At 59.2% G+C, this 17,742-nt stretch carries 13 protein-coding genes; 6 read left to right on the top strand and 7 right to left on the bottom strand.

All coding sequences use genetic code 11. The annotated features are described in order from the left end of the window. Positions 1-124 precede the first annotated feature (124 nt). The 4 genes from ACOBR2_RS08885 to leuS form a co-directional block, all read right to left on the bottom strand. A complete protein-coding gene (locus ACOBR2_RS08885; protein WP_420239658.1) occupies positions 125-3,571 on the bottom strand; it encodes a TonB-dependent receptor domain-containing protein in 3,447 nt (1,148 codons plus the stop codon). Between the two features lie 316 nt (positions 3,572-3,887). Further along, the gene (locus ACOBR2_RS08880) at positions 3,888-4,334 is read right to left on the bottom strand and encodes a pyridoxamine 5'-phosphate oxidase family protein (RefSeq protein WP_420239657.1); all 447 of its coding nucleotides are present in this window, start codon (positions 4,332-4,334) and stop codon (positions 3,888-3,890) included. A gap of 225 nt (positions 4,335-4,559) precedes the next feature. After that, positions 4,560-5,264, bottom strand: a complete 705-nt coding sequence (locus tag ACOBR2_RS08875) for a putative Ig domain-containing protein (protein WP_420239656.1) — start codon at positions 5,262-5,264, stop codon at positions 4,560-4,562. 781 nt (positions 5,265-6,045) lie between these two features. Then, positions 6,046-8,562, bottom strand: coding sequence for a leucine--tRNA ligase (gene leuS / locus ACOBR2_RS08870; protein ID WP_420239655.1), 2,517 nt, complete (start codon positions 8,560-8,562; stop codon positions 6,046-6,048). Between the two features lie 101 nt (positions 8,563-8,663). Between leuS and relB the strand changes: the two genes are divergently transcribed. Together relB and ACOBR2_RS08860 are read left to right on the top strand one after the other, a co-directional pair. Further along, positions 8,664-8,900 (top strand): type II toxin-antitoxin system RelB family antitoxin, encoded by a 237-nt coding sequence (relB, locus tag ACOBR2_RS08865; RefSeq protein ID WP_420239654.1) that lies wholly within the window; start codon positions 8,664-8,666, stop codon positions 8,898-8,900. A 2-nt stretch (positions 8,901-8,902) separates the two neighbouring features. After that, positions 8,903-9,211, top strand: coding sequence for a type II toxin-antitoxin system RelE family toxin (locus ACOBR2_RS08860; protein ID WP_420239653.1), 309 nt, complete (start codon positions 8,903-8,905; stop codon positions 9,209-9,211). Positions 9,212-9,249: 38 nt separating this feature from the next. Here the strand turns inward: ACOBR2_RS08860 and ACOBR2_RS08855 are convergent, their stop codons facing one another. Beyond that, positions 9,250-9,411 (bottom strand): hypothetical protein, encoded by a 162-nt coding sequence (locus ACOBR2_RS08855; RefSeq protein WP_420239652.1) that lies wholly within the window; start codon positions 9,409-9,411, stop codon positions 9,250-9,252. Positions 9,412-9,552: 141 nt separating this feature from the next. Here ACOBR2_RS08855 and ACOBR2_RS08850 point away from each other — a divergent pair, with 141 nt between their 5' ends. Further along, complete coding sequence (locus ACOBR2_RS08850) at positions 9,553-10,224, top strand: methyl-accepting chemotaxis protein (protein ID WP_420239651.1); 672 nt, start codon at positions 9,553-9,555, stop codon at positions 10,222-10,224. Positions 10,225-10,277: 53 nt separating this feature from the next. On the opposite strand, the gene ACOBR2_RS08845 is transcribed toward ACOBR2_RS08850, so the two are convergent. Both ACOBR2_RS08845 and ACOBR2_RS08840 read right to left on the bottom strand, forming a co-directional pair. Then, positions 10,278-11,132 carry a deoxyribonuclease IV gene (locus tag ACOBR2_RS08845; protein WP_420239650.1) on the bottom strand — a complete coding sequence of 285 codons (855 nt, stop codon included), beginning with the start codon at positions 11,130-11,132 and terminating at the stop codon, positions 10,278-10,280. Between the two features lie 558 nt (positions 11,133-11,690). After that, a complete protein-coding gene (locus tag ACOBR2_RS08840; RefSeq protein WP_420239999.1) occupies positions 11,691-15,491 on the bottom strand; it encodes an alpha-amylase family glycosyl hydrolase in 3,801 nt (1,266 codons plus the stop codon). A 438-nt stretch (positions 15,492-15,929) separates the two neighbouring features. Here ACOBR2_RS08840 and ACOBR2_RS08835 point away from each other — a divergent pair, with 438 nt between their 5' ends. The 3 genes from ACOBR2_RS08835 to ACOBR2_RS08825 are packed head-to-tail and all read left to right on the top strand — an operon-like array spanning position 15,930 to position 17,705. Next, the gene (locus tag ACOBR2_RS08835; protein ID WP_420239649.1) at positions 15,930-17,189 is read left to right on the top strand and encodes a glycosyltransferase family 4 protein; all 1,260 of its coding nucleotides are present in this window, start codon (positions 15,930-15,932) and stop codon (positions 17,187-17,189) included. A gap of 43 nt (positions 17,190-17,232) precedes the next feature. Next, a complete protein-coding gene (locus ACOBR2_RS08830) occupies positions 17,233-17,550 on the top strand; it encodes a response regulator (RefSeq protein WP_420239998.1) in 318 nt (105 codons plus the stop codon). Beyond that, positions 17,436-17,705 (top strand): response regulator transcription factor, encoded by a 270-nt coding sequence (locus ACOBR2_RS08825; protein ID WP_420239997.1) that lies wholly within the window; start codon positions 17,436-17,438, stop codon positions 17,703-17,705. Before ACOBR2_RS08830 ends, ACOBR2_RS08825 begins: the two co-directional genes overlap by 115 nt. Positions 17,706-17,742 lie beyond the last annotated feature (37 nt).

Raw genomic sequence — 17,742 nt, 5'->3', positions numbered from 1 at the left:
TATTTCCCCTACCTCCAATCTCCGTTCTGACAGATTTTCTGGCCCAAAAAACACCAGCCCGGCAACTTTCGCTGCCGGGCTGGTGCTCTGTTTCGGTTGTGAAGTCAGACTCCACAAACACCAGTTAGAAGACAACCTTGACGGCCAGCTGCAGAATACGGGCAGGCAGCGTCGTGGTGATTTCGCCGAAGGTGCCCGAGCCATAGACCGGGTTGGGTTCGCCGAAGTTTGTATGGTTGGCCAGATTGAAGGATTCGGCGCGGAACTGCGTGTGGGTTTTGGCCGGGGTCGTGAAGTCCTTGGTCAAACCCAGGTCGAAGTTCCAGTAATCGTAGCCACGCACCGCGTTACGCGGCGAGTTGCCAAAGGGATTGCTGGAGGAAGGCGACGAGAAGCTGGCCGTGTTGAAGTACTGTTGGTAGGACTTGCCCGAAGCCACTGCCGCACCCGACTGGTTCGGACGATAAGCGTTGCGGCCATCCACCGAGATCAGCGGCGAAACCGACTGGCTGGTGCTGGGGCTGTAGGCAAAGGTAAGAGGATCGCCCGAGCGAGCCTGCAGAATGCCGGTAGCCTGCCAACCGCCCAGAACGTAGTTGGCTGTTTTGTTCATGTTAGGCAGCAGCCACTGGCCCTTGCCCACCGGCAGCGTCCAGACAGCCGTGGTGCTGTCAATGAACGGGTGGTTGTAGGAGGAAATACCGCGATCCGCCTGCCAGTTGTAAATGTTCTGCACCGAAGGAATGCCGTTGGCGCAGAGTGAGCAGTTGCTGCCGCCATCCAGAGCCTGAGCAGCAAGATCGATGTCCTTCGACCAGGTGAAGGATTCCAGCAGGTAGAGGCCGTGGGAGAACTGCTTTTCCAACTTGATCTGCAGGCCGTTGTAATCCGAGGTGCCCCAGGGCAGCATGCCGGCAATCGTCGTATACGCCGAGTAGGGAACGTTGGTCAGATTGCCGGTGGTGGAGTTCATGCCGGGCGAGGTGGCCTGATTGATGTCGTTGATGAAGATTTCGTTCAGGCCATGGTTGCCCACATAGGACAGATCCACCACCCAGTTGTGACCGAGGTCGCGCTGCACGCCAAAGAACCAGTTCCACACCTGCGTGTCGGGCGAGTCCTTGGGCATGTACTGCACGATTTCGTTCTTGGTGCTGTAGCTGGTGGAGCTGACCAGACTGGCGGGGAAACCGCTCTGCACGTTGCTGTAGGTGCTCAGGCTGGGCGCGGAGTAGGTCTGCGCAACCAGACCGTAGGGCGGGTTCATGGCCAGATAGTTGGAACCCACACGGTTCCAGTGGGAGTAGCTGACGCCAAAGCCGCCACGCACCACGGTCTTGTCATCCACGCTGTAAGAAGCACCCACGCGCGGAGCAAAATCCTTGGTGTTGGGGTTGACCGTGTAGCGATTGCTGCTGCTGGCCACAATCATGCTGGCCGTGCTGGGATCAAAGTTGGCCTGACGGTTGTTGGCTTCGTAGATCGGCGTGGCATATTCGTAACGCAGACCCAGATTCAACGACAGCTTGCGGCTGAGCTTCCAGTCGTCCTGCAGATAGCCGGAGAGGCCCCAGACGCGCAGGTTGCTGGTGGTGGGAGCCGACAGAGCCATCTCCGTCTGATAGCCGAAGAGGAAGTCAGCGTAATCAAACATACGGGTGGTTTCCGTGGTGGCCGTGCCATAGTATGCGCTGCCGTAGGCCTTATAGAGACCATCGACGTAGCCAAGACCGGAGATCTGCGAATCGTAAACGTTGGCGCCCAGCACCGGGTGCAGATCTTCCTGCGCCACATGCAGCAGGTTGTACTCAACACCGGCCTTCAAGGAGTGGTTGCGCACCAGACGCGTGTAGTTCGCCTTGGGATCCCAGAAGATTGGGTTCTGATGCTGCGGGTTGGTCAGCTGACGGCCCAGACTGGTGAAACCACCATCCACAAAGTACTGATAGGTGACGCCACCCAGCCACTCGGAGTCAGTGGGCAGACCGGAAAGAGCCAGATTGCCCGTCATGGTGTTCTGCCCGGCCAGCACCGGATTCTTGCCAGCCTGCATCGTCGAAAAGCCCAGACGCACATCCAGCACCGAAACCGGGCTGATCGTCCAGGTAACGCCGCCCACCACCTGCTTGAGCGGAGCAAAGACATGGCCATCGCCATCGCCACCGGCAACGCCCTGAATCGTGCCCGGATCGTAGGCATTCATGCGGGCCTGCGAGTAGCGGGCAAACATGCTCAGGCTGGACGAATGGCGGTAATCGATCTTGATGTCGCCCTTGTCCTTCTGCACGCTCTCCGGATGCAGCACTACATAGTTGTTATAGGTGTTGGTGTTGGTGGGCGCAGGCAGATAGCTGAGCAAAGCTGCGGCAAACGGCGTTACTGCCGAAGTGGGAACATGGCCCGTCAGATACTGCGTGCCGCCCACCTGATTCTGCGCAGTTGTACCACCCAAACCCAGACCAGCATAAAGAAGCGTCGTCGAGGTACAAACCTTGGAGCCATACGCATAGGGGCAGGGATCATCGACCGGCAGCGTTCCACCCGTATCGGAGTTGTCGATCAGGTAATAGCCCTGCGAAGCACCCGAAGACGTCAGGCCGCGCTCGGCCAGCGACGGAAGTGAGGCCCTGTCGGTGAATGAAGATGTCTGGCGGTAGCCTTCGTAATCGAGGAAGAAGAAGAGCTTGTCCTTCAGGACGGGACCGCCCAGGTTGCCACCAAACTGGTTGCGATGCAGATCCGGCTTACCACCCGCATCGGGCTTGAAGAAGCCTTCGGCATTCATCGAAGTGTTGCGCAGAAACTCCCACGCGCGACCGTGCCAGTCGTTGGTGCCGTAGCGCGTAACCACGTTGATCGTCGCGCCACCGGAACGACCGTACTCGGCGCTCTCGTTGTTGGTGACCACGCGGAACTCGGCCACCGAGTCCGGCGGAAGCTGCACTACCTGATTGCTGAAACCCTGATTCGAGGTGCCGTAGAAGTTGTTGTCCACACCATCAAGCATGTAATTGCTATAAACGCTGCGCAGGCCGTTGATGTTGAACGAACCATCGCGCGCCAGATAGCTGGAGCTCTGGCTCAAAGGGCTGGGCACCACACCGGTCGATAGCGCCACCAGCTGCGAATAGTTGCGGCCATTCAGAGGAAGCTCAACGATTTCGCGCTCGGCCACCACCTGACTGTGTTCGCTGGAGTCGGTGTCCAGCTGCGCGGCTTCAGCCGTGGCGGTCACCGTGGTCACATTCGAAGCCATCTGCAACTTCACGTCCACACGCTGATGCGCGCCCACGTTCAGCTGGAAGCTGGCCACAGCCTTCTGAAATCCCGGAGCCACTACTTCAAGCAGATAGGAGCCCACCGGCACATCTACAAACTGAAACTGGCCCTGTTCGCCGCTTACCGCGCTCTTGTCAGCTCCGGTTGCGGCGTTGTGAAGTTTCACTTGCCCCTGCGCCACAACGGCGCCGCTGGGGTCGGTCACTGTGCCAAGAACCGTCGCAGTATCAAACTGCGCCATGGCAGTGACAGCAGTGACGAGAAACAGCAAACATGCTGCCAGATAACGCATCGCGTCTCACCTCTTAGAGTGTTTCTTTGTAAAGCGATGGAACTACAATTTTCTTTCTGATCGATGCTCCAGTTGTTCTCTATGGACTAGAGAAATTCCACTGAAAAAGGCTGGCGCGGACTGTAGTTTTCCATTTCTTACTTCACTTAACATAACCTTCACACAAAGGATCGATTGTGAAATCTTGATGTATAGTTCAGTTCTTGAGAGAGACTTTTCACACGCTTTCTCTGCGCCGCATTTTACGCGCATTGCAGTTTTTTCTATCGCTGGAAAAGCTCTCAAACGAGCCAGACACTTATATATTTACCTAGATTTAAAGATTGAATTCTATCTTGCGTCCCAGCCGGATTTTGTTTTCCGTCATGCGCACCCACTGCGGCTGAAAGCAATAGAGCGTGCTATGACGCGCTGCCAAAGAGAGCACAGTGCCCAAGTGAAAGCGTTCGCAATACTCCGCGAGGATCGCGCTGCGTTCCGGACCATCCAGGATGGAACAGACCCCGCGCATCTGCACGCCTTCAATCTCACGCCAGCGAAAGGTGGAATGAAAAACCGCGGCTGAAGCCTGCGGAGAGCTTTGCAAATGCAAGCTGTGCACGCTATCGCGCGAAGAGAGCCAGTAGAATCGAAACGACTCGTCCACCACGTAAAACAACGGCGCGGCGTAGGGCAGACCATCCTCACCGCGTGTTGCCAGCACCATGGTGCTCTCGCTCTTTAAAAACTCCAGAACCTTCTTCTGCTCCCTGCTACTCTTCAAATCCCATTCCTTCGCTGCGTCCTCTGCATCTACATTCACAGTACTACCGCAATGCCCGCTTCGCCTTGAACCGGGCAAAGGACCTATCTACATCCAGTATCTTCCATCGGTCAGCCTGTGCGAAGAGAGAGAATCCGCAGCAGAATTCCGGGGCTTTTTGAGGGCTGTACGGGCAAGCTTCTGACGCGCAGCTCTGAAAACTCCACGCTCACTGGCGAACGGCTCTTAAAAACCAGCCACAGTCCCCTTGCCGTTGCCAAAGACCGCGCGCGTAGCCAGAATGTTGCCGTTGGCGTCCACCAGTTGCACCGCCCCCGTGCGCGGGCCTGCAGCGGCGGGCGCAAAGGCAATACGCACCGAACAAAGCGGACCCTTGCCGTCACTGGTAGCGGTGCTTTCCTTTTCCGCTGCAGTAAAGTCTCCTCCGGTCACACCATCGGTGAGCACGGTAAAGGGCGGGGCAGCCAGTTCGTAGTTGCCATTGAGGCGAAACGTCAGGGTCGAATAGGCCGGTTTTCCTCCCACCTCGGCAGCGCCCAGGTTTTGTTCGCCTGCCGCCTCCACAGCCAGCGTATTTACCTTCAAATGAAACGCGGACTGAAGGGCGGTACCGCAGGAGTCGGTGGCCGTGACGCTGAAGCTGACAGAACCAACGTCGCTCGCCCCGGGGTCTCCATGGAGTGTGCCGTCGCCGTCGAACTTGAGCCATGCGGGCAATCCACTGGCAGTGTAGACATAAATGCCACTACCGCCCGTGGCCACAATCGTCTGCTTGTACGGTAGGCCTGCCGCTCCATCAAAGAGTGCCGTGGTCGCCAGCGTAACCGGCAGTAGGTCGGCCTTCTCGCGGTCACTGCACGCCGTCTGTTCCTCTGCCCTGCAAACGCTTCCAGCGCAAGTCAGAAACAGGCCGCACAAGAGAAGCGACATCGCGGAAAAACGGCGCAGGCAAGCGTCCCTCCTGCCCCCGGAAAAAATAGATAGAAGATATTGTTTTTCCATCACTACCTCTCCTCTGGTTTATCGTCGCCGTGGCGGATCTCTTGCCAATTCATTCAAAGCGTTCGTAATCAGAAAGATGGATAATTTGTTCTCCTGCGCACACAACTGTTGGATTCTTTGACAAAACCGCCGCCCATCGTCGTAAATCGCAGCAGTTTGTACTCCCTGGCGCAACAGAAATTGTTTATTTGCCCGAGAGTTCATCCCGGAAAACAGTACAAATGTATGCTCTAGAGCATCTCTCCTGATGCTGTGAAGTGGCAAAAGTCCTGCCAGATTGCCGCTCCCTGAGGGTCGCGTCAACGAAGCTGCATCGACTCGCTCTACACCTTCAGGAGAGATGCTCTACCGCGCAGAAAAGCGAAGGTATAGCGGACGTATGCTGACTGAGGGGTTGGACTGCGTCCAATTTATCTATTGCCCTGGCCTGCAGCCCCAGAACTCCTACCCACACAGCGATCCATACTGCGATCTTTGCCTGCCTGTTTCGAATCGTTCCGTACTCTTGCCAAATCCTGCAGTGGCTTCCCTTGCTCTGCGCATAGAAAGCCGGAATGAAAGTGGAATCCTATAAAACCGGATGAAGTGAAATCAACTGAAATCTATCTTCTTTTCAAATTATTTTACGCGATGCAGGCAATGAGTCCCTCTGCAAAGCCCTTCTGGAGCAAAGCAAAGGCACTCCTGCCGGGAGTGCCTTTTGCTTCTCTTACTTGACCACGAGGTTGGTGGCGCGGCCCGGAACGACGATGATCTTGACTACCGTCTTGCCAGCCGTGCGCGCCTGCACCTTTTCATCGGCCAGTGCCGCAATCTCGATGGTTTTGGCGTCGGCGTCCGCCGCAACCCGCACCACGGAGACCAGCTTGCCGTTGATCTGCACTGGAATTTCCTTCTCGTTTTCCTTGGCGAGTTCCGGATCGCTGACCGGCCAGGGAGCGCGCAGCACATTGCCCTCTTCGCCCAGCTCCTGCCAGAGTTCTGCAGAGAGGAAAGGCGCAAAAGGAGCCAGCAACAGCACCAGCGAACGGAGCAGCTCACGAATCACCGCTGGCGGTACCTTGCCCGCGGCCAGTTCAGCGTCGGCTGCCTGAAGCTCGTTCACCAGCTCCATGATGGCCGCCACACAGGTGTTGAAGTGCCAACGACCGCTGAAGTCCTGGGTGATTTTGGCCGTGGTCTGATGCAGTTTGCGCTGCAACTGTGCCGCCACCCCGCCATCGGCCTCGGGCGCACCCTTCGCTTTGCGGGCCACTTCCGAATACTTGGTGACGATGCGCCACACACGGCCCAGAAAGCGGCTGATGCCGGCCACGCCGTCTTCCTGCCAGTCCAGATCGCGGTCCGGCGGAGCGGCAAAGAGCGCGTACATACGCGTCGCGTCCGCGCCATAACGGGCCACCATGTCGTCGGGCGAAACCACGTTGCCCTTCGACTTGGACATCTTGGAGCCGTCCTTGATGACCATGCCCTGGGTGAAGAGGCGCTCGGCAGGCTCGTTGTTCTTGATCAGATCCAGATCGCGCATCACCTTGGTCCAGAAGCGCGAATAGATCAGGTGCAGAATGGCGTGCTCCACGCCGCCAATGTACTGATCGATGGGGAACCAGTACTGAGCCTTGGCCGGTTCATAGGGCGCATTCGCGTTCTTGGAGTCGGTATAGCGGTAGAAGTACCAGCTGGAATCGACGAAGGTGTCCATGGTGTCGGTTTCGCGCTTGGCTGCGGCACCGCACTTGGGGCAGGTGGTGTTCAGGAACTCCGGCACACGGCTGAGCGGCGAACCGCCCTTCTGCGTGATGGCGATCTGCTCCGGCAAAAGCACCGGCAACTGCTCGTCGGGCACGGGAACCAGTCCGCAGGCCGGGCAGTTGATCATGGGGATCGGCGTACCCCAATAGCGCTGACGGCTTACGCCCCAATCCTTCAAACGGAAGGTCGTTTTGGGCTCGCCGAAGGCACCCTTGAGGGCGAGATCCTGGAGCTTCTTCTGGGCTTCCTTGCAGCCGAGGCCGTTCACCAACGCGTCGCTGTTGATGAGCTTGCCATCATAAGAGCAAAAAGGCAGGCTGGCGTTTTCTTCCGTCTTTTCGAGGGGTTCGATGACCTGAACAATCGGCAGACCGTACTTGGTGGCAAACTCGAAGTCGCGCTCATCGTGGGCGGGAACACTCATGATGGCGCCTGTGCCGTAGTCGGCCAGAATGTAGTTGGCCACCCAGATGGGCACCTTGGCGCCGTTGTAGGGATTGATGGCAAAGCGGCCGGTGGGCACGCCATGCTTCTCAATGCCGCCAATGTCACCGGCTTCCCGAGCCTTCTTTTGCTGCTCGATCATCTCCTCGACCTGAGCCTTCAGCTCGGGATTCGATGCGGCAAACTCGGCCACCAGCGCGTGCTGCGGGGCAAGCTGCACACTGGTCGCGCCAAAGATGGTGTCCACGCGCGTGGTAAAGACGCGAATTTTTTTCTGGTTGGTCTTGCCTTCGCCTTCATCCAGCGTGAAATCAACCTCGGTACCTTCCGAGCGGCCAATCCAGTTGCGCTGCATGGTGCGGACCTTTTCCGGCCAGCCTTCCAGCTTGTCCAGACCGTCGAGCAGCTCCTGCGCATAGGCGGTGATGCGATAGAACCACTGCTCCAGATCGCGCTGCTCCACAAGGGTAGTCTCATGCCGCCAGCAGCAGCCGTCCACCACCTGCTCGTTGGCCAGCACCGTGTTGCATTCGGGGCACCAGTTCACCTTGCTCTGCTTGCGATAGACCAGGCCCTTTTCGTACATGCGCAGGAAGAACCACTGGTTCCAGCGATAGTACTCGGGCAGACAGGTGGTCACTTCGGTGGCCCAGTCGTAGCCAAGACCGAGGCGCTGCATCTGGCGCTTCATGGCGGCAATGTTGGAAAGCGTCCACTCGCGGGGAGGCGTGTTGTGCTTCAGCGCCGCGTTTTCAGCCGGCAGACCAAAGGCGTCCCAGCCCATGGGGTGCAACACGTTGTAGCCGCGCATCCACATATGACGAGCCAGGGCGTCGCCAATCGAGTAGTTGCGCACGTGGCCCATGTGCAGCTGGCCGCTGGGATAGGGCAACATCTCAAGCACGTAGTACTTGGGCTTGCCGCAATCGGCTGCTTCCGCAGCATAAAGCTCAGGCTGCTCTGCCCAAAGCTGCTGCCACTTGGGTTCAATCAGCGCCGGATCGTAACGAAGTTCTTTTTCTTCCGCCATAACCTGTTTATTGTAAATGGGAAAGATAATTCTGGAACGGATGCTTGCACGGCAGAGGTAAAGTAGCTGAAAAGATTGACTCGGATTAACGTATACTTTGTATGACAGATTATACGAGGTGCCCCATGCTGGCCGTCCGTGTACCCGAAGAAATGGAAGTGAGGCTCGACAATCTGGCCCGGCTGACCGGCCGGCCCAAGAGCTATTACGTGCGTCAGGCGCTCGAAGCCCATTTGGACGAGATCGAAGAAAGATATACAGCGCTTTACCGGCTGGAAAATCCCGCCCGCCGCTGGACTCTGGACGAACTGGAGCAAGACGCTGACCAGAAAGCCTGAGCATGGCCGCCGATCCTGCCCCTGAAAACAGCGCAGCCCTTCCCTGCTGGACAGTAGAGTTCGACGACCGCGCCCGCCGCGAATTACGCAAGCTTTCCGCTGAAATCCAGAGGTCGATTCTCTCGTATCTGCGCGAGCGCATCGCAGGATCGACCGACCCGAAGCAGTTCTGCAAGCCTTTACGGCTGAATCTGGCGGGATTGTGGCGCTATCGCATAGGTGACTACCGCCTCATCTGCCGTTTCGAGGACAATCGGCTGGTGGTGCTGGTCCTGCGAGTCGCACATCGCGGCAAGGTGTACGAAAAATGATCCGGCCTTACGGTGCATCGTTCTCACACTTATAGCATCTAGCCAACCACCTGCAGGGCCCGCGCCTGTTCAATCCGCTGCCGCCGTTTGGGCGTGTGCAAAGCTTCCCATAAATCCGTCCGGCGCTGCACATTCAGCCAGAACTCCGGCGAATTGCCGAAGACGCGGGCCAGCATCAGCGAAAACTTCGCGGATTCCATTTACTCCATGGAGGATTCATCAATGGGGTTTCTGAGCAACCTGAGATTTGCGGTCAAGCTGAGCATCATGACCGCATCTGCCGTCCTTGGCCTTCCACACCCTGCGCGTGGTACGCATCAACTCGGCGCTCTATCAGGACATTGCGCTGGTCTACCAACGAGTCTTCCCGAGGCGCAGCCAACCATGGCACGCAGGTCGTGCAGGAAACGCGACAGGTACTCGAACAGTCCACCCGGATGGCCAATGAGGCTTCCCAGCAGATCGAAAGGCTGGGCCAGAGCTCCAGCCAGATCGGTCAGGTACTGAGCGTAATCGAGCAGATTGCAAGTCAAACCAATCTGCTAGCCCTAAATGCAGCCATTGAAGCCGCCCGCGCTGGCGAACAGGGCCGGGGCTTTGCCGTGGTCGCCAACGAAGTACGGCGGCTGGCCGAGCGCACGACTGTGGCCACACAGGAAATCAGCGGAAGGATCAGCAACATCCAGAACGACTCAGCGGCGGCACAAACAATGATGGAGCAAAGACGCCAGCAGGTAAACCAGCTGACGGAAAAAGTCAGCGTCTGCAGCGATGCACTCGACAATATTGTGAACCTGATACAGGTAGAAGAGCAGATTGTCCGCCAGATCACGGACTCCGTCGACCAGCAAAGTCAGGTTTCCGGACAGATTTCAGAATCCATGAGGGGCATCTCAAGCTTCAGCGAATACGCCCATTCCACAAGTGAGCAAACCGCCCGGGCCTGCAATGACCTAAGCCGGTTAGCCGTCGATCTGGAGCACAGTGCCAAGGGTTTCCGGCTGGGGGTATGAACGGATCAGGCACCGAGGCCTGATCCGCCTATTGCGTGGTAGGAACGTTCGAATTAAACCACCAGCGCTTTGAGCGCCCGAACGTCGCGCTCATCGTCATTGGGCGCGTCGACTGGGGTTTCGGCCTCGAAGGCGGAGTGGGCAAAGCGCGGGTCGTTCAGCAGGCGGCGGAAGGGTTCCACACCCATGGTGCCTTCGCCAATGTGCTCATGGCGGTCAAGTTTGGAGCCGCGGGCAGCTTTGGCGTCGTTGCAGTGCCAGACCTTGACGGCATCAAAACCGACGGTCGCGGCGATCTGCCGCATCGTCTCCTCGTAGCCTTCCGGCGTGACCAGATCGTAGCCCGCAACGTGGGTGTGGCAAGTGTCGAGGCAGACATTCACCGGAGCCGAGGCACGCAGGCGGGAAACCAGTTCGGCCACCTGCTCAAAGCTGCCGCCCAGCGAAAATTCCGATCCCGCCGTATTTTCGATCAGCACATTGAAGTTGGTTCCCTGCCAGGGCAAGCCGTCGATGGCGCGGGTGATGGATTCGGCCGCATGGCTGAGGCCCTCTTCGCGCGTCAGACCCTTCCACGAGCCGGGATGCAGCACCAGATGCTCAGCGCCAAGGGTGAGAGCACGTTCGATCTCGCCCCGGAAGGCGACCACGCTCTTTTCGCGCACCTCTTCGGTCTGGCTGCAGAGGTTCACCAGGTAGCTGGTGTGAATGACCAGCGGGCCTACGTCATGTTTGGCGCGCAGTTCCTTCATGCGGGCGGCCTGCTTGGGGTCGACCTTGGGAGCGCGCCACATGCGGGGGCTCGACGAAAAAATCTGAAAGGTGTTGGCGCCGATCTCCACGGCGCGATCCACGGCATTCGATACGCCGCCCGTGGTGCCCAGATGCACTCCGATTCGCTTGGTCATGATGTCAGTCTATCGTTTTCTTGAAACGCTTCGCTCCGGTCCGCCCCTTGCGGGAACAGACTCAGGCACAAACTACAGATGCGCGGCCCGGCCCATAAGGTGCAGAGAGTAAAAAAACGCCGCATCCTTATAGTAAGGATGCGGCGTACGCGTTGTTCAACTGAGAGGCTTCCTATCAGGAGCAGCCGTCTACTACTTCCAATGCTTCCTTGAGACGACGAATTCTTCGTAAACCATTACATTCATCCTGCAAATTTGATCCGGTCGTATTCGCATCCCTCTGCAGGTGCGGGTTGGACCACCTGCGGTGGGGCCAATGGCTGCGCGTGACACCTGCGGTGGGGCCAACTGCTGCGCGTGACACCTGCGGTGGGGCCAATGGCTGCGCGTGACACCTGCGGTAGGGCCAACTGCTGCGCGTGACACCTGCGGTGGGGCCAATGGCTGCGCGTGACACAGCAGGGAGTTCAGGCTGGATTGCGCCGTCCCTACGGGACTTTGTTCGTCGCTGCTGCCGCGTACCCCCACGTTGAAACGTGGGGCTAACCTGTATTACGCCTACGGCGTATTAGCGTCTGCCACATCAACCTCAGTATCTACCTCAGCAGCGGCTGTATCGGCAACAGCCGCAGAAGCAGTTTCGGCAGCAAGCTCGGGTTGCGGTGTGGGCTTGGGTTCGTCTTCCGGGACTTCTTGCGCGGACAGAATTCCTTCCGCCTCTACTGCGTCTGCTTCCTTCGAGCCGTCAAGCCGGTGCACTCGATAGTCGGCAGCTTCGGCCCTGGCCAAAGCCTCTTCCACGGCGTGGGCGATCTGCTCCACCTGCAGCGGATTGGGAATGCGCTGCGCCGCCACCTGCAGCAAAGCAGGAAGCTGCAGCCACCAGAGCAGCTCTTCGTAGGCCTCATGCACCAGATAGACACTGCCATCATCTTCATGCACGCCGGCCAGCCAGCGTACATCGGGATCCAGCCAGAGCTCCGGAGGATGCGCCGCACAGCCTTCGCTTGCAGACGCAGGCAGCGCTGCTTCGGCTGGCGTGGCAGTGGCGGCGGCTGTGGAATTCGCGGCGGCATTGGCCGCAGAAGAGACCAGCAGCACCTTGACGCGGGCTGCGGCCCTCCAGGCGTCCTCGCCTTCGAAGCCGAAGGCGGCAAATGCCTCCCCGAGTGGCGTACGCAAGCGCAAACTTTCAAACAGATGGATGGCCGCGCACTCGGGCCGCAGCGCATCCACGGATTCAGCCAGTTCTTCCAGCACACAGCAGGCCAGCACCGGTGCCCACAGGCTGGCGGCGTCGCGCAAAGGGCTGTAGCTGGGCAGTACATGCCGCGCCGCGTTGCTCCAGGGAGCGGGCGAAAGCGCCTCCAGCAGCGGCAAACGCAAGGCCGTACGCAACCGCTGGCGGAAGAGCGGAGCCAGCAACGCGTGATCGAAGCCAGCCGAAGGCGCCTTATGCACCCGCTCGGCATAGGCCCTTTGCGCAACCCGCAAAAACTGCTCGTAACGCGCCCAGGCCTCTTCAAGAAACTGGCTTTCACGCTCGGCGTGCTGGGCACTGTTGACAAGACTCACAGGCTCAGCCGCATCGGCCATCAGGCGCAACACCGCTGGCTCCAGCAGACGCTTGAGCGCCTTGTGCACCGACTGCAACTCCAGTTGCAACAACTCTTCATGCAGATTGGGCACGCCGCGTCCGGCCAACTCGTCGGAGAGACGGTCCCAGGGCTCCAGTGTCGTGCTCCTCAGCTCCCGCCAGTCCAGAAAGACGTGGCACTGGTAGGCATTCAAGGTCAGATTCAGGCCACGATCCAGCAGATCGGAGGCGCGAATCAGATACTCCAGACCAGAGAGCGAGTCACGATAGGCCAGAACCATGGAGCGGTCGCCGCTGAGGCCAAGGCCTTCCGCCAACCGGCGCTGACGCAACTGCCCAGCAGCCTTGTCGGCGTAGGCAGCCGAGTTGTCGATGGTTCCCGAGGCCGTGGCGTAGCGATTATGGAAGACGACCAGAGCCCGCTCACTGCCGCTACGGTTGGAGTAGGCGAAGACGTCTTCGTTCACATGGCCATCGCCCTGATAGAAGTCGTAGAGCAGGAAGTTGGCGCTTTCGGCAAAGAGCCAGCGACGCTCAAGCAGCGGGGCAATCTGGCGCTGATGGCGCTCCACCAGCCAGTGGTCGGGATCTTCCTGATAGCGCGGCCAGCGATACTCCATGCCGTACTTCTCGGTAAAGCCCTCCACCTGTCCGTGGCCAAACATGGGCAGGCCGGGCAAGGTGGACATCATGATGGCCACGCCGAAGCATTTGTCGCCCTTGCCAAACTGGTCAATTGCTGTGCGCTCATCAGGATTCGACATAAAGTTCACGTAGCGCTTGAGGATGTCGGGGTCGAACTCGATGGTGTTCTTGATCACCTGACGGTACTTGGCATTGTCCTCGTCGCGCAGCATCACCATGAAGGCCGAGTTGTAGACGCGGTGCATGCCGAGAGTACGGACAAAGTAGCCCTCCATCAGCCAAAAGGCCTCGGCGAGGAGAAGCGTGCCGGGAACCTCGGTGGCCACGCGGTCCACCACCTCGCGCCAGAACTCCAGCGGCATGGCCTGATCGAATTGCTGATCGCTCATACCGGACTCAGCGCGGGATGGAATCGCGCCCGAGGTGCCGGGACCTGGAAACCAGAGGCGATGAAAATGGCGCTTGGCCAGCGTCATGGCGGCATCAAAGCGAATCACGGGAAAGAGCCGGGCCACATGCAGAATGGCCTGAATCACCTGCTCACGGACGGCCGGATTCAGGTAGTCGAGCTGCGCCGTATCGTTCCAGGGAAAGCTGGTGCCGTCGTTGCCGTGGTAGATGTAGCGGGTTTCTCCGCTGGAGCGGTCCACGCGGCGGAAGACCACGGCGGCATCGGACTGCTCGTAATAATGATCGTCAATCTTGATTTCGACCCGTGGATCGCTGGACAGATCCGGCCCATTGAAGCTGTAGGTCGGGTAGGGCGACTCCCAACGGGAGATGAACCAGTCGGGATGCTCGACGACCCAGGGCGAATCGATGCCCATGTGGTTAGGCACCATGTCACTGGCCAGCCGCAGACCGTGGCGGAAGGCGCGATCCCGCAGGTTGATGTAGGCCGCCTCGCCACCCAGATCGTCGGCAATGCGGTAATCGAAGAGCGAGTAGGCCGAGGCCACGGCGTCGTGATTGCCGCAAAGCTGCTTGATGGTCTTGGAGGCGCGGCTGCGCTCCCAGATGCCGATCAGCCACAGCGAATTCATGCCCCGACCGGCCAGCTCGGCCAGCGCTTCATCGGGAATTTCGTCCAGACGGCCAATGTGCCGGCCATGCTGGCGGCTGAGCTGGGCCAGCCAGACGTAGGTGCTTTTGGCAATGAGCACGGCCGTCGGCATCCAGGCCTGATCGGGCGAGAACTTCTCGTACTCATGGGCCGGATCGCCAAAGGTGGGCACTTCCGCCGTGGCCACCGGACCTCCGCCCAGGTGTTGGCCGCTCTCCCAGCGCTTGCGTGCGGCTGCCTCAGCAGCGGCGCGGGCAGAGGCGGCAGGCGGGTTGAACTGCATCCAGATGGCCAGCTCTTCCTCATGCAGAATCTCACCGGCCAGCTCCAGAAAATGATCGAGGGAGTGGCCAATCAGCGGCTTCCAGAGCTTGCGGATCAGCTTCAACTGCTCGCCAAGCGACTCGGGCGCATTAAGCGCAGGAACGCTCAGCAGATCGTAGAGATTGACCGGAACCGCATCGGGCAACGGGATCAGCGGACGGGTGGCAAAGTATTCGGGAGCTTTGCTGGCAAGCTGGCGGTAGGCCGTCTTCTCGGCCAGCAATTTGTCTTCAAAGAGCTCGGCAAAGGGCTTGAAGGCGGGGTTGCGATTGGCCAGATGCAGCATCAACAACTCTTCCAGCGCGGCCGCGCGATTCGGCTGGCCGTCGCACTCCCCTGCCAACCACTGGGCCGGAGTCTCTTGCCCACGCAAGACGCTCTGGCCGGGAAACTGCTCCACAAAGGCCAGCAGAAGTTCGTCGAGCGGCTTGGTGCCTACCTTGACGGCAAACCAACTGAGCGCGGCGTTCATCACCTCGGGGTCGAACTGCTCACGATAGCGCGCCATCACTACATGGCTGGCCTCGTCGATCAGGCCCATGGCGTAAAGCTGCCCGGCGTGCACCGCTAGCTCGGGATGCTGTTCCACATTGCGCACCTGGTTCATGCGATAGGCAAACTCGCGGCAGGCCGGCATGTTGGCAAGAACCACATTGCCGTTGAAGCCGAACAGGGACTCATCGAACTGATAGCGCTGACGGGCGCTTCTGGCAATGTGAAATTCCATCATCACAGAGCATCTCTCCTCTTGCTTTGCAGGAGCAGTCCACTTGCAGGGCTGCGCTTCCTGATCTCGCGTCAACAAATAGCCCCATTGACCCGCTTCTGTTTTGCGGAGAGATGCTTTGCAGCAATCTCCCCCTCCCGCAGCTGCAAACCAGCAGATCCTGTCCGCCCGCCGAAGCCTGAGCACGGCACAACAGCACAGGCTCTTCCGCCGAGGCAGTTTTGGTCCTCGGCCTGCACCCAAAGGCGCTGGAAGATGTGATTTTACCCTGAATAGCTTGCCCATTGCTGGTTCATCCGGCACGGCATTGCCTCTGCCTGTTTGCCTTCATGGTTCAACCCGGAGCAGCCCCGGGCCAAGTCGCTCTTTTTTGCCCGAAAGCCACAGCCGCAAAAGCTATGATGGAGCGGCAGTCCTGTGTTTTCCGGTGGGAGTGTGTGCATGCCCGACAAACGACAGACCAAAACCGCCAGCCCCGCTCCGCACCCGCGCAGGCTGGCCTATCTGGTCAGCACCTATCCAACGCTTTCCATGATCTTTGTGCTGCGGGAGGTGCTTGGGTTACGGGCGCTCGGCTTCCAGATCGAAACCGCATCCATCAATCCGCCCGACCGGTCAACAGAGGCCATGACGGCCGACGAAGCCGCAGAAGCCGCCCACACCTACTGCGTCAAACGCCACAGCGTGCGCGGCGCTCTTGTGGCGCACTTGAAGACGCTCTACCACCACAGCAAAGGCTATGGGTGCGGTATGGAGCTGGTGGGCCGGCTGGCCGGACTCGACCTGCGCCAGTGGTTTTATCACGCCATGTACTTTACCGAAGCGCTGATGGTAGGCCGCTGGATGCAGAAAAAAGATCTGACCCACCTGCATGTGCACTTGGCCTCGCAGGCGGCTACCGTCGGGCTCTATGTAAAAACCATCTTCGGTTTTGGCTACTCGATCACCGTGCACGGCCCCGACGAATTCTATGACGCCGAACGCCAGTTGCTGGGCCGCAAGGCCGCGGCGGCGGACTTCCTCTGCTGCATCAGCTCCTTTGCCCGCAGCCAGATGATGAAACACTCGGCCTATATGTATTGGCACAAGATGGTAGTGACGCCGCTAGGCGTGGACGTTGAACAGTTCACTCCCCGGCCCGAACGTGAGGCTCCGGATGTCTTTGAGATTCTCTGCGTTGGCCGTCTGGTGGCCACCAAGGGACAACACATGCTCATCGACGCCGTCGGGCAGCTGGTGGCCGAGGGCCGCAAGGTGCGTCTGCGGCTGGTGGGCAGCGGGCCCGATGACGAAACCCTGCACGTACACACCTCCCGGCTCGACCACCCGGAGTGCATCATCTTCGAAGGCCCGGTGAATCAGGACCGCATCCGCTCGTTTTACGCCCAGGCCGACGCCTTTGCCATCGCCAGCTTTGCCGAAGGACTCCCGGTAGTGCTGATGGAGGCCATGGCCATGGAAATTCCCTGCGTAACCACCCACATCAACGGCATTCCAGAGATGATCCGCGACGGCCAGGATGGCCTGCTGGTGCCGCCCTCTGATCGGGAATCGCTCACCCACGCCTTGCGTCGGCTGATGGACGACCCAAAGTTGCGCCAGCGGCTAGCCAAAAACGGCCGCAAACGCATCGTTGAGCGCTATAACCTGCCCCGCAATTTGGAGCGGCTGGCAGCGGTCTTCAGCGAACTGGTGCAGTAAATACAGGTAAAAAAGAGCGCCGTGTAGGAGATTTCCCGGCAGAATTTACAGCGGACTTCGTGTAGCCTGCTGTAAGTCACAGCTAGAGATTCTCAGCACCCCCGTCGACGTAAATGTTGTGCTGCTCGACCTCACGCTGCCCGGCATGAACGGCCTGGAGGCGCTAGTAGAGATTCACAAGCTCCGCGAAAAACTCCCCGTTCTGCTGCTCAGCATGCACCCGAAGAACGCTATGCCGCGAATGGCATCCCCTACATTTCCCGGCACGTCGCGGCACAGGTTGCACGCAGCATCACCAGCCAGGAACAGGGCCCCCTGCATGAAACGCTCTCCAACCGGGAGTTTGAAATTCTGCGCATGATCGGCAGCGGCAAATCGACGGTGGAGATCGGCCGCACCCTCGACCTGAGCGTGAAGACCGTCAGCACCTATCGCGAGCGCATTCTGAACAAAATGAGCTTCTCCAACAACTTTGAGGTCATTCGCTACGTGCTGCAGGAAGGCCTGCTGGAGTAGCCCCGAAGCGTCCATTCCAGCCTGCCCGTGCCCCCTC

The organism is Telmatobacter bradus, assembly GCF_048629425.1.
GTDB classification, from domain to species: Bacteria; Acidobacteriota; Terriglobia; order Terriglobales; family Acidobacteriaceae; genus Telmatobacter; species Telmatobacter bradus.
This window is presented reverse-complemented; position numbering and strand designations above follow the sequence as displayed.

Excerpts from the sequence above, each read along its gene's own strand:
- ACOBR2_RS08885 (WP_420239658.1), bottom strand. The coding sequence starts at position 3,571 with ATGCGTTATCTGGCAGCATGTTTGCTGTTTCTCGTCACTGCTGTCACT.
- ACOBR2_RS08875 (WP_420239656.1), bottom strand. The coding sequence starts at position 5,264 with ATGTCGCTTCTCTTGTGCGGCCTGTTTCTGACTTGCGCTGGAAGCGTT.
- leuS (WP_420239655.1), bottom strand. The coding sequence starts at position 8,562 with ATGGCGGAAGAAAAAGAACTTCGTTACGATCCGGCGCTGATTGAACCC.
- relB (WP_420239654.1), top strand. The coding sequence starts at position 8,664 with ATGACAGATTATACGAGGTGCCCCATGCTGGCCGTCCGTGTACCCGAA.
- ACOBR2_RS08860 (WP_420239653.1), top strand. The coding sequence starts at position 8,903 with ATGGCCGCCGATCCTGCCCCTGAAAACAGCGCAGCCCTTCCCTGCTGG.
- ACOBR2_RS08855 (WP_420239652.1), bottom strand. The coding sequence starts at position 9,411 with ATGGAATCCGCGAAGTTTTCGCTGATGCTGGCCCGCGTCTTCGGCAAT.
- ACOBR2_RS08845 (WP_420239650.1), bottom strand. The coding sequence starts at position 11,132 with ATGACCAAGCGAATCGGAGTGCATCTGGGCACCACGGGCGGCGTATCG.
- ACOBR2_RS08840 (WP_420239999.1), bottom strand. The coding sequence starts at position 15,491 with ATGATGGAATTTCACATTGCCAGAAGCGCCCGTCAGCGCTATCAGTTC.
- ACOBR2_RS08835 (WP_420239649.1), top strand. The coding sequence starts at position 15,930 with ATGCCCGACAAACGACAGACCAAAACCGCCAGCCCCGCTCCGCACCCG.